Below are 15,474 nucleotides of genomic sequence, written 5' to 3'. Positions count from 1 at the left end.
CCCTCTGCGTGATCGCCGCAACGGCACAACCCGGGCGGCGGATCGGCATATCCTTGTGCGCCGATTGCCCCGGAGCCATCCATGACAGAGACCTCGCCCCCGCCCGTCCTCGACGCCGCCCAGGCCCGCGTGCTCGGCTGCCTGATCGAGAAGGAGGCCACCACCCCGGATGCCTACCCGCTCACCGTCAACGCAGCGCAGGTGGCCGCCAACCAGAAGACCGCGCGCGAGCCGGTGCTGACCCTGCAGACCGGCGTGGTGCATCACGCGCTGCGCCAGCTGGAAACCCTGGGCCTGGTGCGCCAGCAGTTCTCTTCGCGCGCCGAGCGTTACGAACACAAGCTGGGCAGCGCCCTGGACCTGACCCGTCAACAGGTGGCGTTGCTCGGCCTGCTGCTATTGCGCGGCCCGCAGACGCTGGGCGAGCTGTACGCGCGCAGCGAGCGGCTGGCGCGCTTCAACGACGCCGACGATGTGCGCCATCATCTGGAACGGTTGATCCAGCGCGGCCTGGCCGCGCAGCTGCCCCGCGCCAGCGGCCAGCGCGAGGATCGCTATGCGCACCTGCTCAGCGGCGCGCTCGATGTGGAAGCCTTGCAGGCCGCTGTAGCGCGCGCCGCGCCGAGCGCGCGCACGGGCAGCGACACCAGCGAACTGGAAGCGCGGGTGCAGAGCCTGGAAGAGCAGTTGCAGGAACTGCGCACGCAAGTGGCCGAATTGCACACGCGCCTGGGCGAGTGAGCGTGCAGGTGGCTCAGTAGAGCGCCGGAACCCGCTCCAGCACGCCGCCGGCGAAGTCGGCCTGGATCGGCAGGTCCGGGCGATGCGCGTAGCCGATGTAACAGTCGCAGCGGGCGTTCGGGCAACTGCGTGGGCGCAACTGCGCGGCGAAGCTGCCGTCATAGAGATTGCCCAGCGGCGTGGCGACGAAATGGCAGCGCCGCACGTTGCCGTCGCCATCCACCGACACCACCGATTCGCCGGTCAGGCAGGGCTGGCCGAAACTGGGCGGCGGGTCGAGGTTGTAGACGAAGTGCGGATCGATCCGGGTCAGGCGGCGCACCTGCTCGGGCGTGTAGTAGTCCGCCGGGCGCGGATCGAAGGCGTTGAGCCACATCGGCGTCGTGTCCGGCAACGCGGCGCGCAGCGCGTCGATCTCGTCCAGATGCGCATGCGCGGCCACCATGCCCACGCTGTGGCGCACGCCGCGCTGGTGCAGTGCCTGGCACCGCTGCAGGAAGGCCGCGCGCGTGACCTGGCCGGGATGGTAGGTGCACCACAGCGCCAGGCGATCGAGATTGGCGTGCTCCAGCCAGCGCAGGCCCACGCACAGGTTGGTCTGGATCGCCACGCGGCGCAGCTGCGGCAGCTGGCTCAGCTGCACCATCGCCTCGCGGTAATGCCGCCGCACCAGGCCTTCGCCCCAGGGCGTGAACAGGATCGACAACGGCCGCGTCTGTACCCGCGCCCAGGCGACGAAACGCGCCAGATCCTGCGCGTCACGGCGCAATGCGGCGGCACTGTCGTAGGTCTTGGCGAACGGGCAGTAATCGCAGCTGTAGTTGCAGCTGCTGAGCCGGCCGCGATAGAGCAAGGACAGATGCATCGGCGGCTTACCCGACCTGGTACTGCTGCATGCGTTCGGCGATCGGCGCCGAGGTCAGCCATGGGCCGATGGTGTCGGCGCGCTCCATGCCCGCGGCGGTGAGCGACAGCAGGCTGCCCTGGTGCTGCGCCAGTCCCAGCGCCAGCAATTCGTGCAACTGCGGCAAGGCCTGCAGGCAGTCCATGCCGAACCGCTGCCGGAAGTCCTCGCCATCCAGCCCCGGCACCACCAGCAGCGACTGGATCGCATGCCGCCTGCGCGCATCGTCGGCGTCCAGCGCGATGCCGTAATCGGCGAACGCGAAACTGGCCGGATCGCGCTGCAGATAGTGTTCGAGTATCTCCGCCACCGAACGCCGGCTCACCCCGTATTCGCTGGAATAATGCAGGCCGCGGGTATACGAACGCGCACCGCACCCGATGCCGACCATGCCGTCGCTCTGGCAGCAGTACACCGGTGCCTCGGCATCGACTGCGTGCGGGGCGCGGAACATGCGCATCGAGACCTGGGTGTAGCCGGCCGCCAGCAGCCGGTCGCGGCCGGCCCGGTACAACGCCAGGCGTTCGTCCAGTGGTTCGGGCTGCAGCACGAAGCTGCGGCGTCCATCCGGCCTGGCCTGGATCCGGCCCAACCCGGTCATCGGCCGCACGTACAGCGGGTACAGATACAGCTCCTCCGGCGCGAAGGCCAGCGCGCTGTCGATCGATGCCAGGAAGCTGTCCACGCTCTGCCCGGCGATGCCGTAGATCAGGTCCAGATTCAGCGTGGCGATGCCCTGCTCGCGAATGATGGCGATCGCCCGCTCCACCGTCTCGCGCTGCTGCGGCCGCACCAGCGCGCTCACCTCGGCGGCGCTGAAACTCTGGATGCCCATGCTGACGCGGTCGATGCCGGCCTTCCGGCAGACGCGCAGCCGGTCGGCATCCACGGTTTCCGGCGAGACCTCGATGCCGGCCGGGATCGCATCCAGCGCAATGTTCGCGTGGCGCGCCAGCATGTCGAACACGCGCTGCAACTGCGCCGCATCCAGATAGCTCGGCGTCCCGCCGCCCATGGCAAAGCGCACGAAACGGTGCTCGCCCAGCGCCTGCACGGTGGCCTGCAGTTGCCGTTCCATCTGCGCCAGGTACGCCTCCACTTGCGCCGGCGCCGGGCGTGCCAGCGCGAACAGATTGCAGAACCCGCAACGGTACGAGCAGAACGGGATATGCAGGTACAGGAACAATGCCTGCCGCGGTTCCTCGGCCCAGACCTGTTGCAACGGCACGGCCGGCTGCAGCGGCCGGTAGCTGGTCTTGTGCGGATACGAGTACGAATAGGCCTGATACGGCGGCAGGGCCAGCAGGTCGGCCAGCGCGGGCAGGCTCATGGGGTCACCAGAAAGTGGGCGTAAGGCACGGTCATCACCACCTCGTGGGCCAGGCGATGGCCATGGTAGCCATCCTCGCCGTAGGCGGTGCCGTGATCGGAACAGACGATGGCGAACGCACCACCGCGCGCGCGTAGCGCGGCCAACAGCGGCGCCAGTGCCGCATCGACATAGCGCAACGCGGCGCAGTGGCTGTCGAAATCGTCGCCGGTGGCACCCGGCACATAGTGGCGATTGGGCTGATGCAGCGCCGAGACGTTGATGAACAAGAAGCAGCGCGTGTCGCGTAGCGCAGGGTCGCCCAGGCGCGCGCAGGCCAGCGCAACCTGCTGCTCGGTGGAGTCGGGCGCAGTGACCCCGAACGCCGGCGTCCAGTGGCTTTCGCGGAACAGCCCGGGCAACTGCGCGCCGAGCGCATTGCGCTTGTTGAAGAAGCCGGTGCCGCCGATGCACAGCGTGTGGTAACCGCAGCGCGCCAGCCCGTCGACGATGTCGCCGCTGTCGGCAAAGACCCGGGTCTGCGCCACGATGGTCTCGCTGCCATCGAAGGCCAGCGCGAACAGGCGCGGATGCGGGCCCTGCCGCGCCGGCGTCGGCAGGAAACCGGCAAAGAACGCCATATGCGCCGCATAGGTGAAGCTGCCCGGCGTGTGTCGCCGTTCCCAGCCTCCGGCCGGCAGATACGGCGCCAGCACCGGCAATTCGCCGCGCGCGAAACAGCGTTGCGCAGCGTCGTAACGCAAGGTGTCCAGGGTGATCAGCACGATGTCGCGGGTACCGACGATGGTGTGCATGTCCGGCAATTGCTCAGCCATGCCGGCGTCCCTCGTCGATGTGGGCAACACTGTCCAGCGCCGCCTGATCTTCATACGTCGTGCGCCCCTGCCAGCGCAGCTCCGGCAGCAGGTCGCCGAAGCCGTTGGCTTCGAGCACGTGGCAACGCCCGTCGCGCTGGATCAGATCGAAACCGATCATGCGGCAGTCGGCGAACACGCGCGCGGCCTGCGCCACCGTGCCGGACACCAGCGCGTCCACCGCCGTGTTCTGCCACGCCTGCGCCGGCAGGCGCCGATTGCCCAGATGCAGATTGGTCAGCGCCCCGCGGCTGGCGCGTGCCACGCGTTGCCGCGCCACGCCATCCAGCGCGACCACGCGCAGGTCGTAGTGATGGCCGGGCAGCCCGGGGGCGCGCGGCTTGGGAATCCAACGCTCCAGATACGCGCCCTGCGCGGCGATCGCATCCACCAGCGGCGCGATCTCGTCGCGGCGGGTGTAGCGGCGCTGGCGCAGCGCATTGAACACGCGTGTGCCGCCTGCGTGCAGCACCAGCTCGGCCGAGCCGCTGGCGACTTCGCGCCCGTCGCGGTGCCAGCGATACGCCAGCACGCCGGCACCGGAGGACCCGTAGCGCGGCTTGAGGAACGCCTGGGTGCAACCCGAGGCCTGCAGGCAGGCGCGCAGCTCGGCGTAACTGCCCACGCTGCCCAGCATTGCCGGCACCGCCACGCCCGCGGCAGCCAGGCGCTGCTGGCAGACGAGCTTGTCGGTCATCGCCAGCAGGCCGGCGGGTGAGTTCAGATACTGCGCCGCCGGCAGGCCTGCGAGCAGGTCGGCAAAGCCGGCGAACCACAGCTGCTGATGCGCCAGTTCGCCGTGTGCCAGCGGCGCCGGCACCGGGCCGCGCGCCCCCAGCGTGCGCCAGCCGCGCAGGATGAGCGCCCGGTGCAGCTCGGGCGCCTCGCCAGGCGATTCGAGCTTGACCCGCGCAGCCGGGTGGCGGGCCAGCCAGTCCTGCAGCGGGGCCTGGGTTTCCAATACCTGCAGGTAATCGAACACCGTCGCCGCAGGCTGCCCCTGCGCCTGCAGCGCCTGCTGCAGGGCAGCGATCCTGCGGCTGTCCCGCGGCCCCACCAGCACCCAAGACACGCTCACGTCATTCGGACACGGCGACGTAGCGTTCGCCTTCGTCTTCCTCTTCGGGATCGTCCAGCACCACCGTCGCCGACAGGGTCGCCAGGCGGGCCTGCCAATCGGCAGAGATGTAGTGATGGCTGAGATCGATCCGCTGCAGCTGGCCCAGCTGGGTGCTTTCGACCAGCGCGCGCGCACCGGCATCGCCGATGGTGCCCAGCGACAGGTCCAGCGTGTCCAGGCTACCCAGCCACGGCTGGGTGGCCAGCCAGCTGGCCAGTTCATCGGTGTTGGCCGCGTTACGCAGGCCCAAGTACCGCAGCCGCTCCGGGCCGATCGCCGCCAGCAGGTGCTGGTAGGTGCCCAGATCGCCGTCGTAGCCGTAATCCTCCACGCCCAGCCACAGTTCCAGATGCTGCAGGGCCGGCAGCGTGGAGGCGGCGATGGCCTGCACGAGCGCCGACGGCAGGCCGCCGCATTCGATCGCCAGTTCCTGCAGCCGCGCATGCGTGAACGGAGTGAGCACCAGGTTCGAGGAACCGCGGATGCGCAGCGATTCCAGCGCCGGGAACGCTGCCAGCAGCGGGGTGTAGTCGGTCTGGATGATCCAGGAGATCTCGCAGTCTTCGTAGGTCATGTCGCCGACGAACAGCGCGCGCAGCGCCGGCAATTCGTCGCGGCGTTCGACCAACCGCTGCAGATAACCGCTGGGGCCGTCCTCGTGCGATTCGCGCCACGGGCCGATGATCAGCGCCTGGATGCTGGCCGGATCCACCTGCGCCAGCAGGCTGTCGAGCAGCGCCGCCTGGGTGTCCTCGCCTTCGTACTCCTGGCGCAGCCGGTACACCACATCGCCGCCGCTGGCCGGCTGATCGACACTGAAGTCCACCACCCGCTTGCCACGATAGAATTCCGAATACTGACTGATCGTCATTGCATTGCCTCCCTGGCCCTGTGAGCGAGCAGGATACCCGCAAGTCCATGGCAGCCTCGTTAATCGCGGCTGCCGTTCCATTGCCACCGATCGACCGCACTCACCGGCAAGTCGCGCGTTTTCTCGAAGGACCGACGGCCGCCTGCGCAGGACCGCAGGGCTGCGCTCAGCGGTCCACGCCGCCAGGGCCGAGGTCGATCGTGTAATACGCCACGGCCTCGGTGCCGGGACTCAGCACCCGCAGGCCCTCATAGCGCAGCCCCAGCGCTTCCAGCGCGCGGATCGACTCCGCATTGCCTGGCGAAACGATCGCGCACACCTGCGTCAACCCAAGTCCCTGGCGTGCATGCTCCAGCACCGCACGCCCGGCTTCGGTCACATAGCCCTTGCCGCGATACGCGGGCAACAGCGCAAAGCCGATATGCGGCACCGGCAAGGTCTCGCGGCACAACAGGCCCAAGGTGCCCATGAAGGTGCTCCCGTCGCGCGTTTCCAGCGCCCAGTGCGCGAAACCGTGTTGTTGCTGATGCGCCTGCGCCCATTCGCGCACATGCTCGCGTGCCTGCTCGCGGGTGCGGATACCGCGGTCGTTGATGCCGGCGATGAACGCAGGATCGTTGACCAGCGCCAGCATCGCCTCGGCATCGCGCTCGGGATCGAGCAGACGCAAGCGCACCCGTGCGGTTTCGAGGATGACGGTCACGGCGCACTCCGTTGGCGGGAACCTCAGACTGCCGTGCGGCAGTGGCACTGACAAGCCTGACGACAGCAGGCATGGCCACGCTGCATGACGCGCACGGTTGGCGATGTCACTTCGGTTGGGATAGTGCAACTGGCGCGCACCACCGGTGCGTCTTTCCGGCCATCGGCGTGTCACCGGCTGGCTTGGCTGGCCAGCGGCGCTCCGGGCTTGGGCCGTGCCAACGACGGCGCAAGCGATGATACCGGGCCTGCATGCCAAGCTCGCCTCTTGATGCACGTGGCACAACGCTGCCCGCGCGGCTCAGGGGAACTCAGTCGAACAAGGCCTGGATCGCCGCCAATCCCGCGCTTGCACGTTCCTTCTTGCGCTCGGCATCGGCCACCGGGTCGGCGCCATCGCGCTGCAGTTCCGCCGCCGGGATCTCGTCGAAGAACCGGCTCGGCTTGAGCCGCACGTGCTCGCCGAACTTGCGCGTCAGCTTGCTGTAGCTCATCCACAGCTGCTGCTTGGCGCGGGTGATGCCGACATACAGCAGGCGGCGTTCTTCCTGCAGATTGCCCTCTTCCAGGCTCACTTCGTGCGGCAGCACGCCATCCTCGCAGCCGACGATGAACACGTAGCGGAATTCCAGCCCCTTGGAGGCGTGCATGGTCATCATGCGCACCTGGTTGCCACCATCGTCCTTGTCGTTGCGCGACAGCAGCGCCAGCTGCGCGGCCAGATCGCTGGCGCTGGCGCCGCGCGGGCCGCCTTCGAACCATTCGGCCAGCTCGTCCAGGTTGCGCTTGCGCCGCTGAAAGCCGGCTTCGTCCTTGGACTGGTTGCGCAGATCGTTGAGCAGGCCGGACTTGTCGGCCAGCATGCGCACCAGCTCGCCCGCCGGCATGCTCATCGCGTGCTGACGCATTTCGCGCAGGATGTCGGTGAACGCGCTCAGTCCATTGGCTGCACGCGGCGGTAGCTGCTGCAATGCACCCATCGACTCGGCCGCACGCGACATCGGCACCGACTTGCCGCTGGCCAGTTCGGCCAGCCGCGCCAGCGAGGTCGCGCCCACTTCACGCTTGGGCGACTGCACCGCACGCAGAAATGCCGCATCGTCGTCCGGGTTGACGATCAGCCGCAGCCACGACAACACATCCTTGACCTCCTGCCGCTCCAGAAACGCGGTACCACCGGTCAGGTGGTATGGCACGCGCAGCAGTTGTAGCGCCTTTTCCAGCGGCCGCGATTGGAAATTGCCGCGGAACAGGATGCAGAAATCGCTCCACGGCACCTGCTTGGCGGTACCCAGAAACGAGATCTCGGCGGCCACTTTCTCCGCTTCGTGTTCGCTATCGCGGCATTCCCACACACGAATCCGCTCGCCGTCGGCCTGGTCGCTCCACAAGGTCTTCAGGTGTTCGTGCGGGTTGTGCGCGATCAACGCATTGGCCGCACGCAGCACTCGGTTGGAACAGCGGTAGTTCTGCTCCAGCTTGATGATTTCCAGCGCCGGGTAGTCGCGCCCCATCTGCTGCAGGTTTTCCGGGTTGGCACCGCGCCAGGCGTAGATGCTCTGGTCGTCGTCACCCACGCAGGTGAAGTTGCCGCGTGGCCCGGCCAGCATCTTCAGCAGCCGGTACTGCGCATCGTTGGTGTCCTGGCATTCGTCCACCAGCAGATAGCCGATGCGCTCGCGCCAGCCCAGCACGATCTCTTCGTTGGCTTCCAGGATCTGCACCGGCAGGCGGATCAGGTCATCGAAGTCCACCGCGTTGAAGGTGGTCAGCCGCGCCTGATAGCGCTCGTACAGGCTGGCGGCCTCTTTCTCGCGATTGCTGCGTGCTGCGGCCATGGCCTGCTCCGGCGACAGCCCGGCATTCTTGGCGCGCGAGATCAGGTTCTTGGCGTCCTCGATCGCATCGGGCTTGGCGCCATGCATCAGGTCCTTGATCTGCGCGGCGGCATCGTCGGAATCGAAGATCGAAAATCCGCGCTTCAGGCCGGCCGCGGCATGCTCGATCTGCAGGAACTTCAATCCCAGCGCATGGAAGGTGCAGATGGTCAGGCCGTCGGCGCCATCGCCACGGATGCGTTTGGCCACACGCTCGCGCATTTCCTTGGCCGACTTGTTGGTGAAGGTGATCGCGGCGATGCGCTTGGCCGGGTAGCGCCCGGTGGCGATCAGATGCGCGATCTTCTCCACGATCACGCGCGTCTTGCCGCTGCCGGCGCCGGCCAGCACCAACAAGGGACCTTCGCAGTGCAGCACTGCCGCGCTTTGCGGGGGATTGAGACCGTGCATAGAGGCTTCCGACAGAGCGCGCCATTGTACCGGGGCGGCCGGCCGCTGGCCGGCGCAGCAGGTTCATGTGGCACAGCGCCCGCACCTGCATCCGCCGCGCCGCTTTGTCGGCCGGCCCAGCCGCGCGTACGCCGCATCCCGCCGCCCGGCCCGGTAAAATCGCGCCATGGCCAAGCTCTATTTCTATTATTCGGCGATGAATGCCGGCAAGACCACCACCTTGCTGCAGTCGGCGCACAACTACCGCGAGCGCGGCATGCGCACGCTGATCCTGACCCCCAAGCTCGACCATCGCGCCGGCAGCGGCGTGGTCGCCTCGCGGATCGGCCTGCGGGCAGACGGGTGCACCTTCGATCGCAGCACCGAACTGCAGCAGCTGGTCGAACGCGACATCGCCACCAACGGGCCGCTGCATTGCGTGCTGGTCGATGAGGCGCAGTTTCTCGGTCGCGCGCAGGTCTGGCAGTTGAGCGAGGTGGTCGACCGGTTGCGTATCCCGGTGCTGTGCTATGGCCTGCGCACCGATTTTCGCGGCGAGCTTTTCGAGGGCAGCCAGTTCCTGCTGGCCTGGGCCGACGAACTGGAAGAGATCAAGACCATCTGCCACAGCGGCAGCAAGGCCACCATGACGGTGCGCGTGGATGCGCACGGCCACGCGGTGCAGGACGGCCCGCAGGTGGAGATCGGCGGCAACGAGCGCTACGTGTCGGTCAGCCGCGCCGAGTTCAAGAAGATCATGCGTGGCGAGGGTCGGATCGACCCGCTGCAGATTGCCTTGCCGTTGCCATCGGCGCAGAGCTGAGGCGGCCATCGCGGTCGCCGCAAGCATCGCCATCGCGCCGCGGCAGGCAGGCCAGCCGTGAGATGGCTGTGCGAATGCGCGGTTGTAACGCAACTGCAATCCACCGCACGCGCGTCTGCCTGACGGTACGCCGGCAGCGGTGCTGTGTGCACGGGTCGACCCGGTAAGTGCGGGCTGTCGCCTCAGCTTCATCGATCTCGGGCATCCAGCTCTCCGATGGTCACCTATGCCTGATGCAGACGCTGCCATGCCTGCGGCGGCGCGCAAGCGCGGGTACGCCTGCAAGGCCTGCAACCAGACCCGACAAGGCTCCTGTAAACTGACGATCATCCAATGGACGGGGCAACTCATGGGTCCGCTGCCTGTTGAACTCCGCGCCGACGTGGCGCGGGTTGGCCGACTCTCGTCGGTTCCCGATGTACTGCGCATCCTGACCCGTCTGACCGGCATGGGCTTTGCCGCCGTCGCGCGCGTGACCGATAGCCGCTGGGTCACCTGCCAGGTCCGCGACGACCTGTCCTTCGGCCTGCAACCCGGCGACGAGCTGCCGCTGGCCACCACTTTTTGCGACAGCGTCCGGCTTCGCGGCACTGCGGTGTGGTTCGGCCACGCTTCGGAAGACCCGGTCTACCGCGACCATCCCGTGCCGCAGCTGTATGGCTTCGAGAGCTATGTCTCGGTGCCGATCCGCTTCGAGGACGGCAGCGTGTTCGGCACCCTGTGCGCGCTGGATCCGCTGCCGCGGGTGATGGACCACCAACTGGTGGAGAAGGTCGAATTGCTCGCCCAGCTGCTGGCTGCACAGATCCAGGCAGAACAGCGCGCCGAAGAAAGCGCGCAGGAGTCGCGCCGCGCACGCAGCGAACTCGGGCGGGCGGGCGCATCGGCGCGCTTGCGCGAGGAATTCATCGGCATTCTCGGCCACGATCTGCGCAACCCGCTGCAGTCCATGCATGCGGTGGTGGACATGCTGTCCATCGACCAGCTCAGCCAACGCCATGGCGGGGCCATCCGCTCCTTGCAGCGCAGCCTGCAGCGCATGGAAGAACTGATCGATTTCGCCTGCGATTTCGCCCGCGGTATCGAACGCGACTGGCTGCAGCTGGACTACGGCAACGGCAGCGATCTATCCGATGCGCTTTCCCAGGTCGTCGACGAGACGCGCGCCGCCTATCCGAACCAGGTGCTGTCTACTCACGTGGACATCGACGAGCCGGTGCATGGCGATGCGGTACGGCTGGCGCAGATGTTCGGCAGCATGCTGATCAACGCGGTGGTGCAGGGCCAGCAGAGTTCGCTGATCAAGGCGGTCGCCGTCACCGAACAAGGCCACCTGCGGCTGGAAGTCTGCAACCTGGATGGCATCGATCCGCGTCGGCTGGACGTGCTGCAGGCCTCCACCCACGTCCACACGCCCGGGCAGGCCCTGCCGGAAGTCGACCTCGGGCTGCACATGGCCGCGCAGATCGCGCACGCCCATCAGGGCGAGCTGCGCATCACCAGCGGCACCAGCGGTACCTGCTTTCGCGTCGAGCTGGCCTGCCAGCGTCCGCGCGCGCGGATGCAGCTGGTCAAGGAAGCCGCCTCGCACTGACGCCGGCCGTTGCGCGGGTGTGGTGCTGGCCGGCCGTAGCGGCCGCCAGCACGACCGGCCTCAATACAGCTTGCGTTCGCTGCCCGGCGGCGGCGTCCACTGGTACAGCCAGGTCTCGGTCAGTGGCTTGCCGTTGGCGCGCAGATACAGGCGAATGTCGATCTGTTGGGTGCCCTCGTCCGGCGGCACCAGGTCGAACATCGCCCGGTAGCCCTGGAGTTCGTGCAAGGGCCGCGCCGACACGATCTCGGTGGTGCCGCGCGAGACCTGCAGCACCGCTTCCACCTTCGTCTTGGGGTCCTTGCTCAATGCCGCCAGCGGCCCCCCGGCGAAATCCACTGCGAAACGCCACGAGAAATGCTTGCGCTTCTGCCCCACGATACCGCCCAACCCGGTACGGGTCGCCACGCAGTGCGCCAGCGGCGAACTTGCCGGCGGGCGCGCGCCCCAGTACAGGCGATATCCCATCAGCAGCTCCTGGCCCGGCTGCGGCTTGGCCTGCGGATTCCAGAACGCCACGATGTTGTCGAAGGTTTCGTCGACGGTCGGAATCTCGACCAGCTGCACCGAGCCTTTGCCCCAACTGCCTTTCGGTTCCACCCACAGGCAGGGCCGCTTCTCGTAGAACACGCCGTCGTCCTGGTAATGGTCGAAGTTGCGATCCCGCTGCAGCAGTCCGAACCCGCGTGGGTTCTCGTCCACGAACATGTTGAAGCGCAGTTGCGGCGGGTTGCACAACGGCCGCCAGATCCATTCGCCGCCGCCGGTCCACATCGCCAGGCCGTCGGTGTCGTGGATTTCCGGTCGCCAGTCCCAGTCCATGCGGCGGTCGTTTTCGCCGACCTGGTACATGCTGGTGCACGGGCCGATCCCCAGCCGTTCGATCGTCTTGCGCGGATACAGCGCACTGTCGATCTCCATCACCAGCACCTCGCCATTGGTGATGGCGAAGCGATAGGCGCCGGCGACGCTGGGTGAATCCAGCAGGCCATAGACCACCACCGTGTCCGAATCGTCAGCCGGCTGTTCCAGGTAGTAGGCAATGAAATCCGGAAACTCTTCCGGCCCACCGGTACCGGTATCGATGGCCAGGCCGCGCGCAGACTGCCCGTACTGGCCTTCCTTGCCCACCGCGCGAAAGTAGCTCGCTCCCAGGAACGCCGAGAAATCGCGCTCGGTGTCCTTGCGCGTATTGAGCCGGAAGCCCGCAAACCCCAGGTCCTTGGGCAGCTGCTTGCCGCCCAGTCCGCTGCTGCCGTAGTCGAACGCGGCCGGGTCGTAGGCCAGCTGCTGCGCCTTGCCGTCGACGATGTCGTAGATGTGTACCGGCGTATGGAAATACAGCCCCAGATGGAAGAACTTGGCCTGGAACTTCCCGTTACCATCGGCCCACAGCGCGTGGTCCTGGCGATAGCGGATCGACTGGTACTGATCCCAGTTCAACGATTCCAGCGGGCCCGGCAGCGTCTGCTTGTGGCTCTTGTACGGCGCAGCCGCCAACGCCCGTGCCTGGCCTTTGAGCCATCCGTAGTCGAAGGGCTGCGGCTGACCGAGCCGCCGCAGCCCCACCGCCTTGGCTGCCAATGCCCATTGCGGCAGCGCCGGCAGACCGATCGCGGCCAGGGCGGCGGCGGCATTCTTCAGGAAGTGGCGTCGTTGCATGCGCATCGATCTGATTGGTGGAGTGGGCGACATCATAGCCACACCCCGGTATGCGCGTGAATGCGGAACTCAGCGCGACGCGGGCGAAGCCATGCAGGCGTGTTCCAACTCCAGCTCGCTCGCCTTGCTGCACAGGAAGTCCCGTTGCGCCTGGAGCGTATCCGCACCGTCGTAGCGCAACAAGGTCCACCGCTCCTGCGCCTGCATCTGCGCACCGGGCGCAAGCGTTCGATAGGGCGCATGGACTTCCATCTCCAGCAAGCCACGCTCCGGAGAGGGGAAGGGAGCATCCAGATACAATTCCACCTGCCCTTGCTCGGGATGGATGCGCGCCTGTGGCTGATGCTCGAAGCGGATCACCAGCACCTGCGCCCCTGCAAAACCCGCCATCCAGCCGGCCGACGGCTGCAACAGCAGCTTGCCGCGCTGAGTCGCGCCGTCGGCGCGCGGCTCGGCGCGCAAGGCGAACAGGCCATCGTGCAGCAGATAGCGCGGCGCTTCGGTGCCAGCGTCGCTGGGCGGCTGCACGCGAATATCCGTTGCCTGCGCCACCGGCACGAAGACGCGCGTATCCGCCGCGACCCGCGTGTTGAACCACAGGTCCCAGGCCACCGGTCGATCACGGATATTGCGCGCACTGGCGTGCACATCGACGCTATCCGCTCGCACGGAGGACAGCGCGATGCGCTTGCGGAGTTGCACGCCGCTCACCGGGCTGGGCACGCCATCCAGGCTCAACTCCCGTGCAGTGCGCGCTTCGATACGCGTGGCTGCCAGCGACAGATAGGGATCGGGCGGCCACACTGCGCCATCCGCCTTGCGTTGCGGATTGACGGTCTGATGCAGCCACCACTGGCTTTGTGGTCCAACCCACACATCGTGACCGAGATAAGGGATATCGCCGGCACTGGCCGATACCTGCGGATCCGGTTGCCGATCGACCGCTGTGCCAACCTTGAGTACGCTGGGCTGACCCGCCAGCTGGAACGCCAGGATCCGACCGCCAAACGCGGGCGTGGCGGTCAACGCGATCACGTCGTTGGAAAGCCTGACCCGCTCGACGGCGTCGGGCACGGCGCGGGGTGCCGTCTGCGTTTGTGCGCACATTGCCGGCATCGGCAGGCCCAGCACGCCGATCATGGCCATGGGCAGCAACCAACGTGAAACATCCATCATGCACGGTTCCGCTCTACGGGGTCGGGCGATTGTGGCTCGCCAGCACGCAAGTCACCAGGTATAGCGCAGAAGACACCACCGCCGTCCTCTGCGCAGGCAGGCCCGGACGCAGCGCCAACCGTATGGCGAATCGGGCGCGACCGGAATGCAGATTCCACGCACGCGCGGCGCCCTGGCTTGGCGAGAACGCTCGTGGATGCCTGACGCCATCCGCAGGGCCGCTATTGGCGGCAGCGAACGTCATCCAACCCAGGCGCCGGTACGGGCTCTGTCGTTGCCCTGTCGCATGTCGTACCGCCCTGCCCATGACCCACGCGACACTGCGCGCGCATCCGACAGCATCGATCAACGCTGACAGGCGGCACACCAGACGGTGGCACGCTGGCCGATCGTGGCGTGTTTGAGCACGCGTCCGCATTGCTTGCACGCCTCGCCTTCGCGGCCGTACACCATCAGCTCCTGCTCGAAATAACCGGGTGCGCCGTCCGGGCTGATGAAGTCGCGCAATGTGGTGCCGCCACGCTGTATCGCATAGCCGAGTATCTCCTTCACCGCCTCGGCCAGCCGCCGATACCGGTCCAGCGAAACCTTGCCGGCTTCGCGCAACGGGCTGAGTCCCGCACGATGCAGACTCTCGGCCGCGTAGATGTTGCCGACACCGACAACCACTGCCTGATCCATCAGGAACGTCTTGACCGCTGCGCGGCGACCACGCGACAGCGCATGCAGATAGTTGCCGGTAAATGCATCCGACAGGGGTTCCGGGCCGAGCGCTGCAAGTAATTCGTGCATCTGCGTATCCGATTGCCACAGCAGGCACCCGAACCGACGCGGATCGTTGAAACGCAGAACGCGGCCATTCTGCAGGCTGATGTCCACATGATCGTGTGCACGTGGCGGTGTGTCGCCGGGCAACACGCGCAGGCTGCCGGACATTCCAAGGTGGAGCAGGGCGCTGCCACCGACGTCGGTGTCGATCAGCAGATACTTGGCACGGCGGCGCACCTGCGTGATGGTCGCCCCGGGCAACAGGCCTTCGATCTGCTCGGCAATCGGCCAACGCAGATCGGGACGGCGCAGGATCACGCCATGGATACGCTGTCCGATCAGATGCGGGGCCAGGCCACGCATGGTGGTTTCGACTTCAGGCAACTCCGGCACTGGGGGTATCCAATAGCGCCGGTCGTGCACCGGCAAACCATCAAGATGGAGACCTGACGGACAAAAACAATCCGCACGGTGTTACCGCACTGTCGCAGGCTCGATCGTCCGGCGGCATGCCCTGCGGACACTCCTGCCGTGACGAGAGCTCGGCCGCGCGGCTGGAGTGCGCGGCTGTGTGTGCGTGGCGCGCGTAGAGGTGTGAGTGCGGCAGTGAGCCGGCTTGTGGTCGCTGCGTGCCGTTACCTGCGCCAGGTCCGCATCATGGC

General features: G+C 67.2%; 13 protein-coding genes. 3 read left to right on the top strand and 10 right to left on the bottom strand.

Annotated features, from left to right (window positions below):
• The first annotated feature begins 81 nt into the window (after window positions 1-81).
• Entirely contained in the window at window positions 82-741 is a 660-nt protein-coding gene (locus LL964_RS16645; RefSeq protein WP_104588440.1) for a YceH family protein, read from the top strand.
• 13 nt (window positions 742-754) lie between these two features.
• On the opposite strand, the gene LL964_RS16640 is transcribed toward LL964_RS16645, so the two are convergent.
• From LL964_RS16640 to LL964_RS16610, 7 genes are all read right to left on the bottom strand, one after another.
• A complete protein-coding gene (locus LL964_RS16640; RefSeq protein WP_104588441.1) occupies window positions 755-1,606 on the bottom strand; it encodes an STM4011 family radical SAM protein in 852 nt (283 codons plus the stop codon).
• 7 nt (window positions 1,607-1,613) lie between these two features.
• Window positions 1,614-2,975 carry an STM4012 family radical SAM protein gene (locus tag LL964_RS16635; protein WP_104588442.1) on the bottom strand — a complete coding sequence of 454 codons (1,362 nt, stop codon included), beginning with the start codon at window positions 2,973-2,975 and terminating at the stop codon, window positions 1,614-1,616.
• Complete coding sequence (locus LL964_RS16630) at window positions 2,972-3,790, bottom strand: STM4013/SEN3800 family hydrolase (RefSeq protein WP_208621477.1); 819 nt, start codon at window positions 3,788-3,790, stop codon at window positions 2,972-2,974. Before LL964_RS16630 ends, LL964_RS16635 begins: the two co-directional genes overlap by 4 nt.
• Window positions 3,783-4,889: an STM4014 family protein gene (locus LL964_RS16625; RefSeq protein ID WP_104588467.1), complete on the bottom strand. Its 1,107-nt coding sequence runs from the start codon at window positions 4,887-4,889 to the stop codon at window positions 3,783-3,785. Before LL964_RS16625 ends, LL964_RS16630 begins: the two co-directional genes overlap by 8 nt.
• A 19-nt stretch (window positions 4,890-4,908) precedes the next feature.
• Window positions 4,909-5,820 carry an STM4015 family protein gene (locus LL964_RS16620; protein WP_104588444.1) on the bottom strand — a complete coding sequence of 304 codons (912 nt, stop codon included), beginning with the start codon at window positions 5,818-5,820 and terminating at the stop codon, window positions 4,909-4,911.
• A 166-nt stretch (window positions 5,821-5,986) separates the two neighbouring features.
• On the bottom strand, window positions 5,987-6,523 hold the full coding sequence (locus LL964_RS16615) for a GNAT family N-acetyltransferase (RefSeq protein WP_104588445.1): 537 nt from the start codon (window positions 6,521-6,523) through the stop codon (window positions 5,987-5,989).
• Window positions 6,524-6,833: 310 nt separating this feature from the next.
• Window positions 6,834-8,810: a UvrD-helicase domain-containing protein gene (locus tag LL964_RS16610; protein ID WP_104588446.1), complete on the bottom strand. Its 1,977-nt coding sequence runs from the start codon at window positions 8,808-8,810 to the stop codon at window positions 6,834-6,836.
• Window positions 8,811-8,976: 166 nt separating this feature from the next.
• Between LL964_RS16610 and LL964_RS16605 the strand changes: the two genes are divergently transcribed.
• Together LL964_RS16605 and LL964_RS16600 are read left to right on the top strand one after the other, a co-directional pair.
• Window positions 8,977-9,612 (top strand): thymidine kinase, encoded by a 636-nt coding sequence (locus LL964_RS16605; RefSeq protein ID WP_104588447.1) that lies wholly within the window; start codon window positions 8,977-8,979, stop codon window positions 9,610-9,612.
• A 349-nt stretch (window positions 9,613-9,961) separates the two neighbouring features.
• Window positions 9,962-11,206, top strand: coding sequence for a GAF domain-containing sensor histidine kinase (locus LL964_RS16600; protein WP_104588448.1), 1,245 nt, complete (start codon window positions 9,962-9,964; stop codon window positions 11,204-11,206).
• A gap of 60 nt (window positions 11,207-11,266) precedes the next feature.
• On the opposite strand, the gene LL964_RS16595 is transcribed toward LL964_RS16600, so the two are convergent.
• The 3 genes from LL964_RS16595 to mutM all read right to left on the bottom strand — a co-directional run bounded on the left by LL964_RS16595 (window position 11,267) and on the right by mutM (window position 15,205).
• Window positions 11,267-12,868: an OpgD/OpgG family glucan biosynthesis protein gene (locus LL964_RS16595; RefSeq protein WP_104588468.1), complete on the bottom strand. Its 1,602-nt coding sequence runs from the start codon at window positions 12,866-12,868 to the stop codon at window positions 11,267-11,269.
• A 69-nt stretch (window positions 12,869-12,937) separates the two neighbouring features.
• Window positions 12,938-14,041, bottom strand: coding sequence for a DUF4380 domain-containing protein (locus LL964_RS16590; RefSeq protein WP_425478193.1), 1,104 nt, complete (start codon window positions 14,039-14,041; stop codon window positions 12,938-12,940).
• A gap of 348 nt (window positions 14,042-14,389) precedes the next feature.
• On the bottom strand, window positions 14,390-15,205 hold the full coding sequence (mutM, locus tag LL964_RS16585) for a bifunctional DNA-formamidopyrimidine glycosylase/DNA-(apurinic or apyrimidinic site) lyase (protein WP_104588449.1): 816 nt from the start codon (window positions 15,203-15,205) through the stop codon (window positions 14,390-14,392).
• Window positions 15,206-15,474 lie beyond the last annotated feature (269 nt).

Origin of the sequence: Xanthomonas melonis (assembly GCF_020783655.1) — a bacterium.
Classification (GTDB): domain Bacteria; phylum Pseudomonadota; class Gammaproteobacteria; order Xanthomonadales; family Xanthomonadaceae; genus Xanthomonas; species Xanthomonas melonis.
The sequence above is the reverse complement of the archived record's forward strand: the minus strand, read 5'-3'. Positions and strand labels throughout refer to the sequence as shown.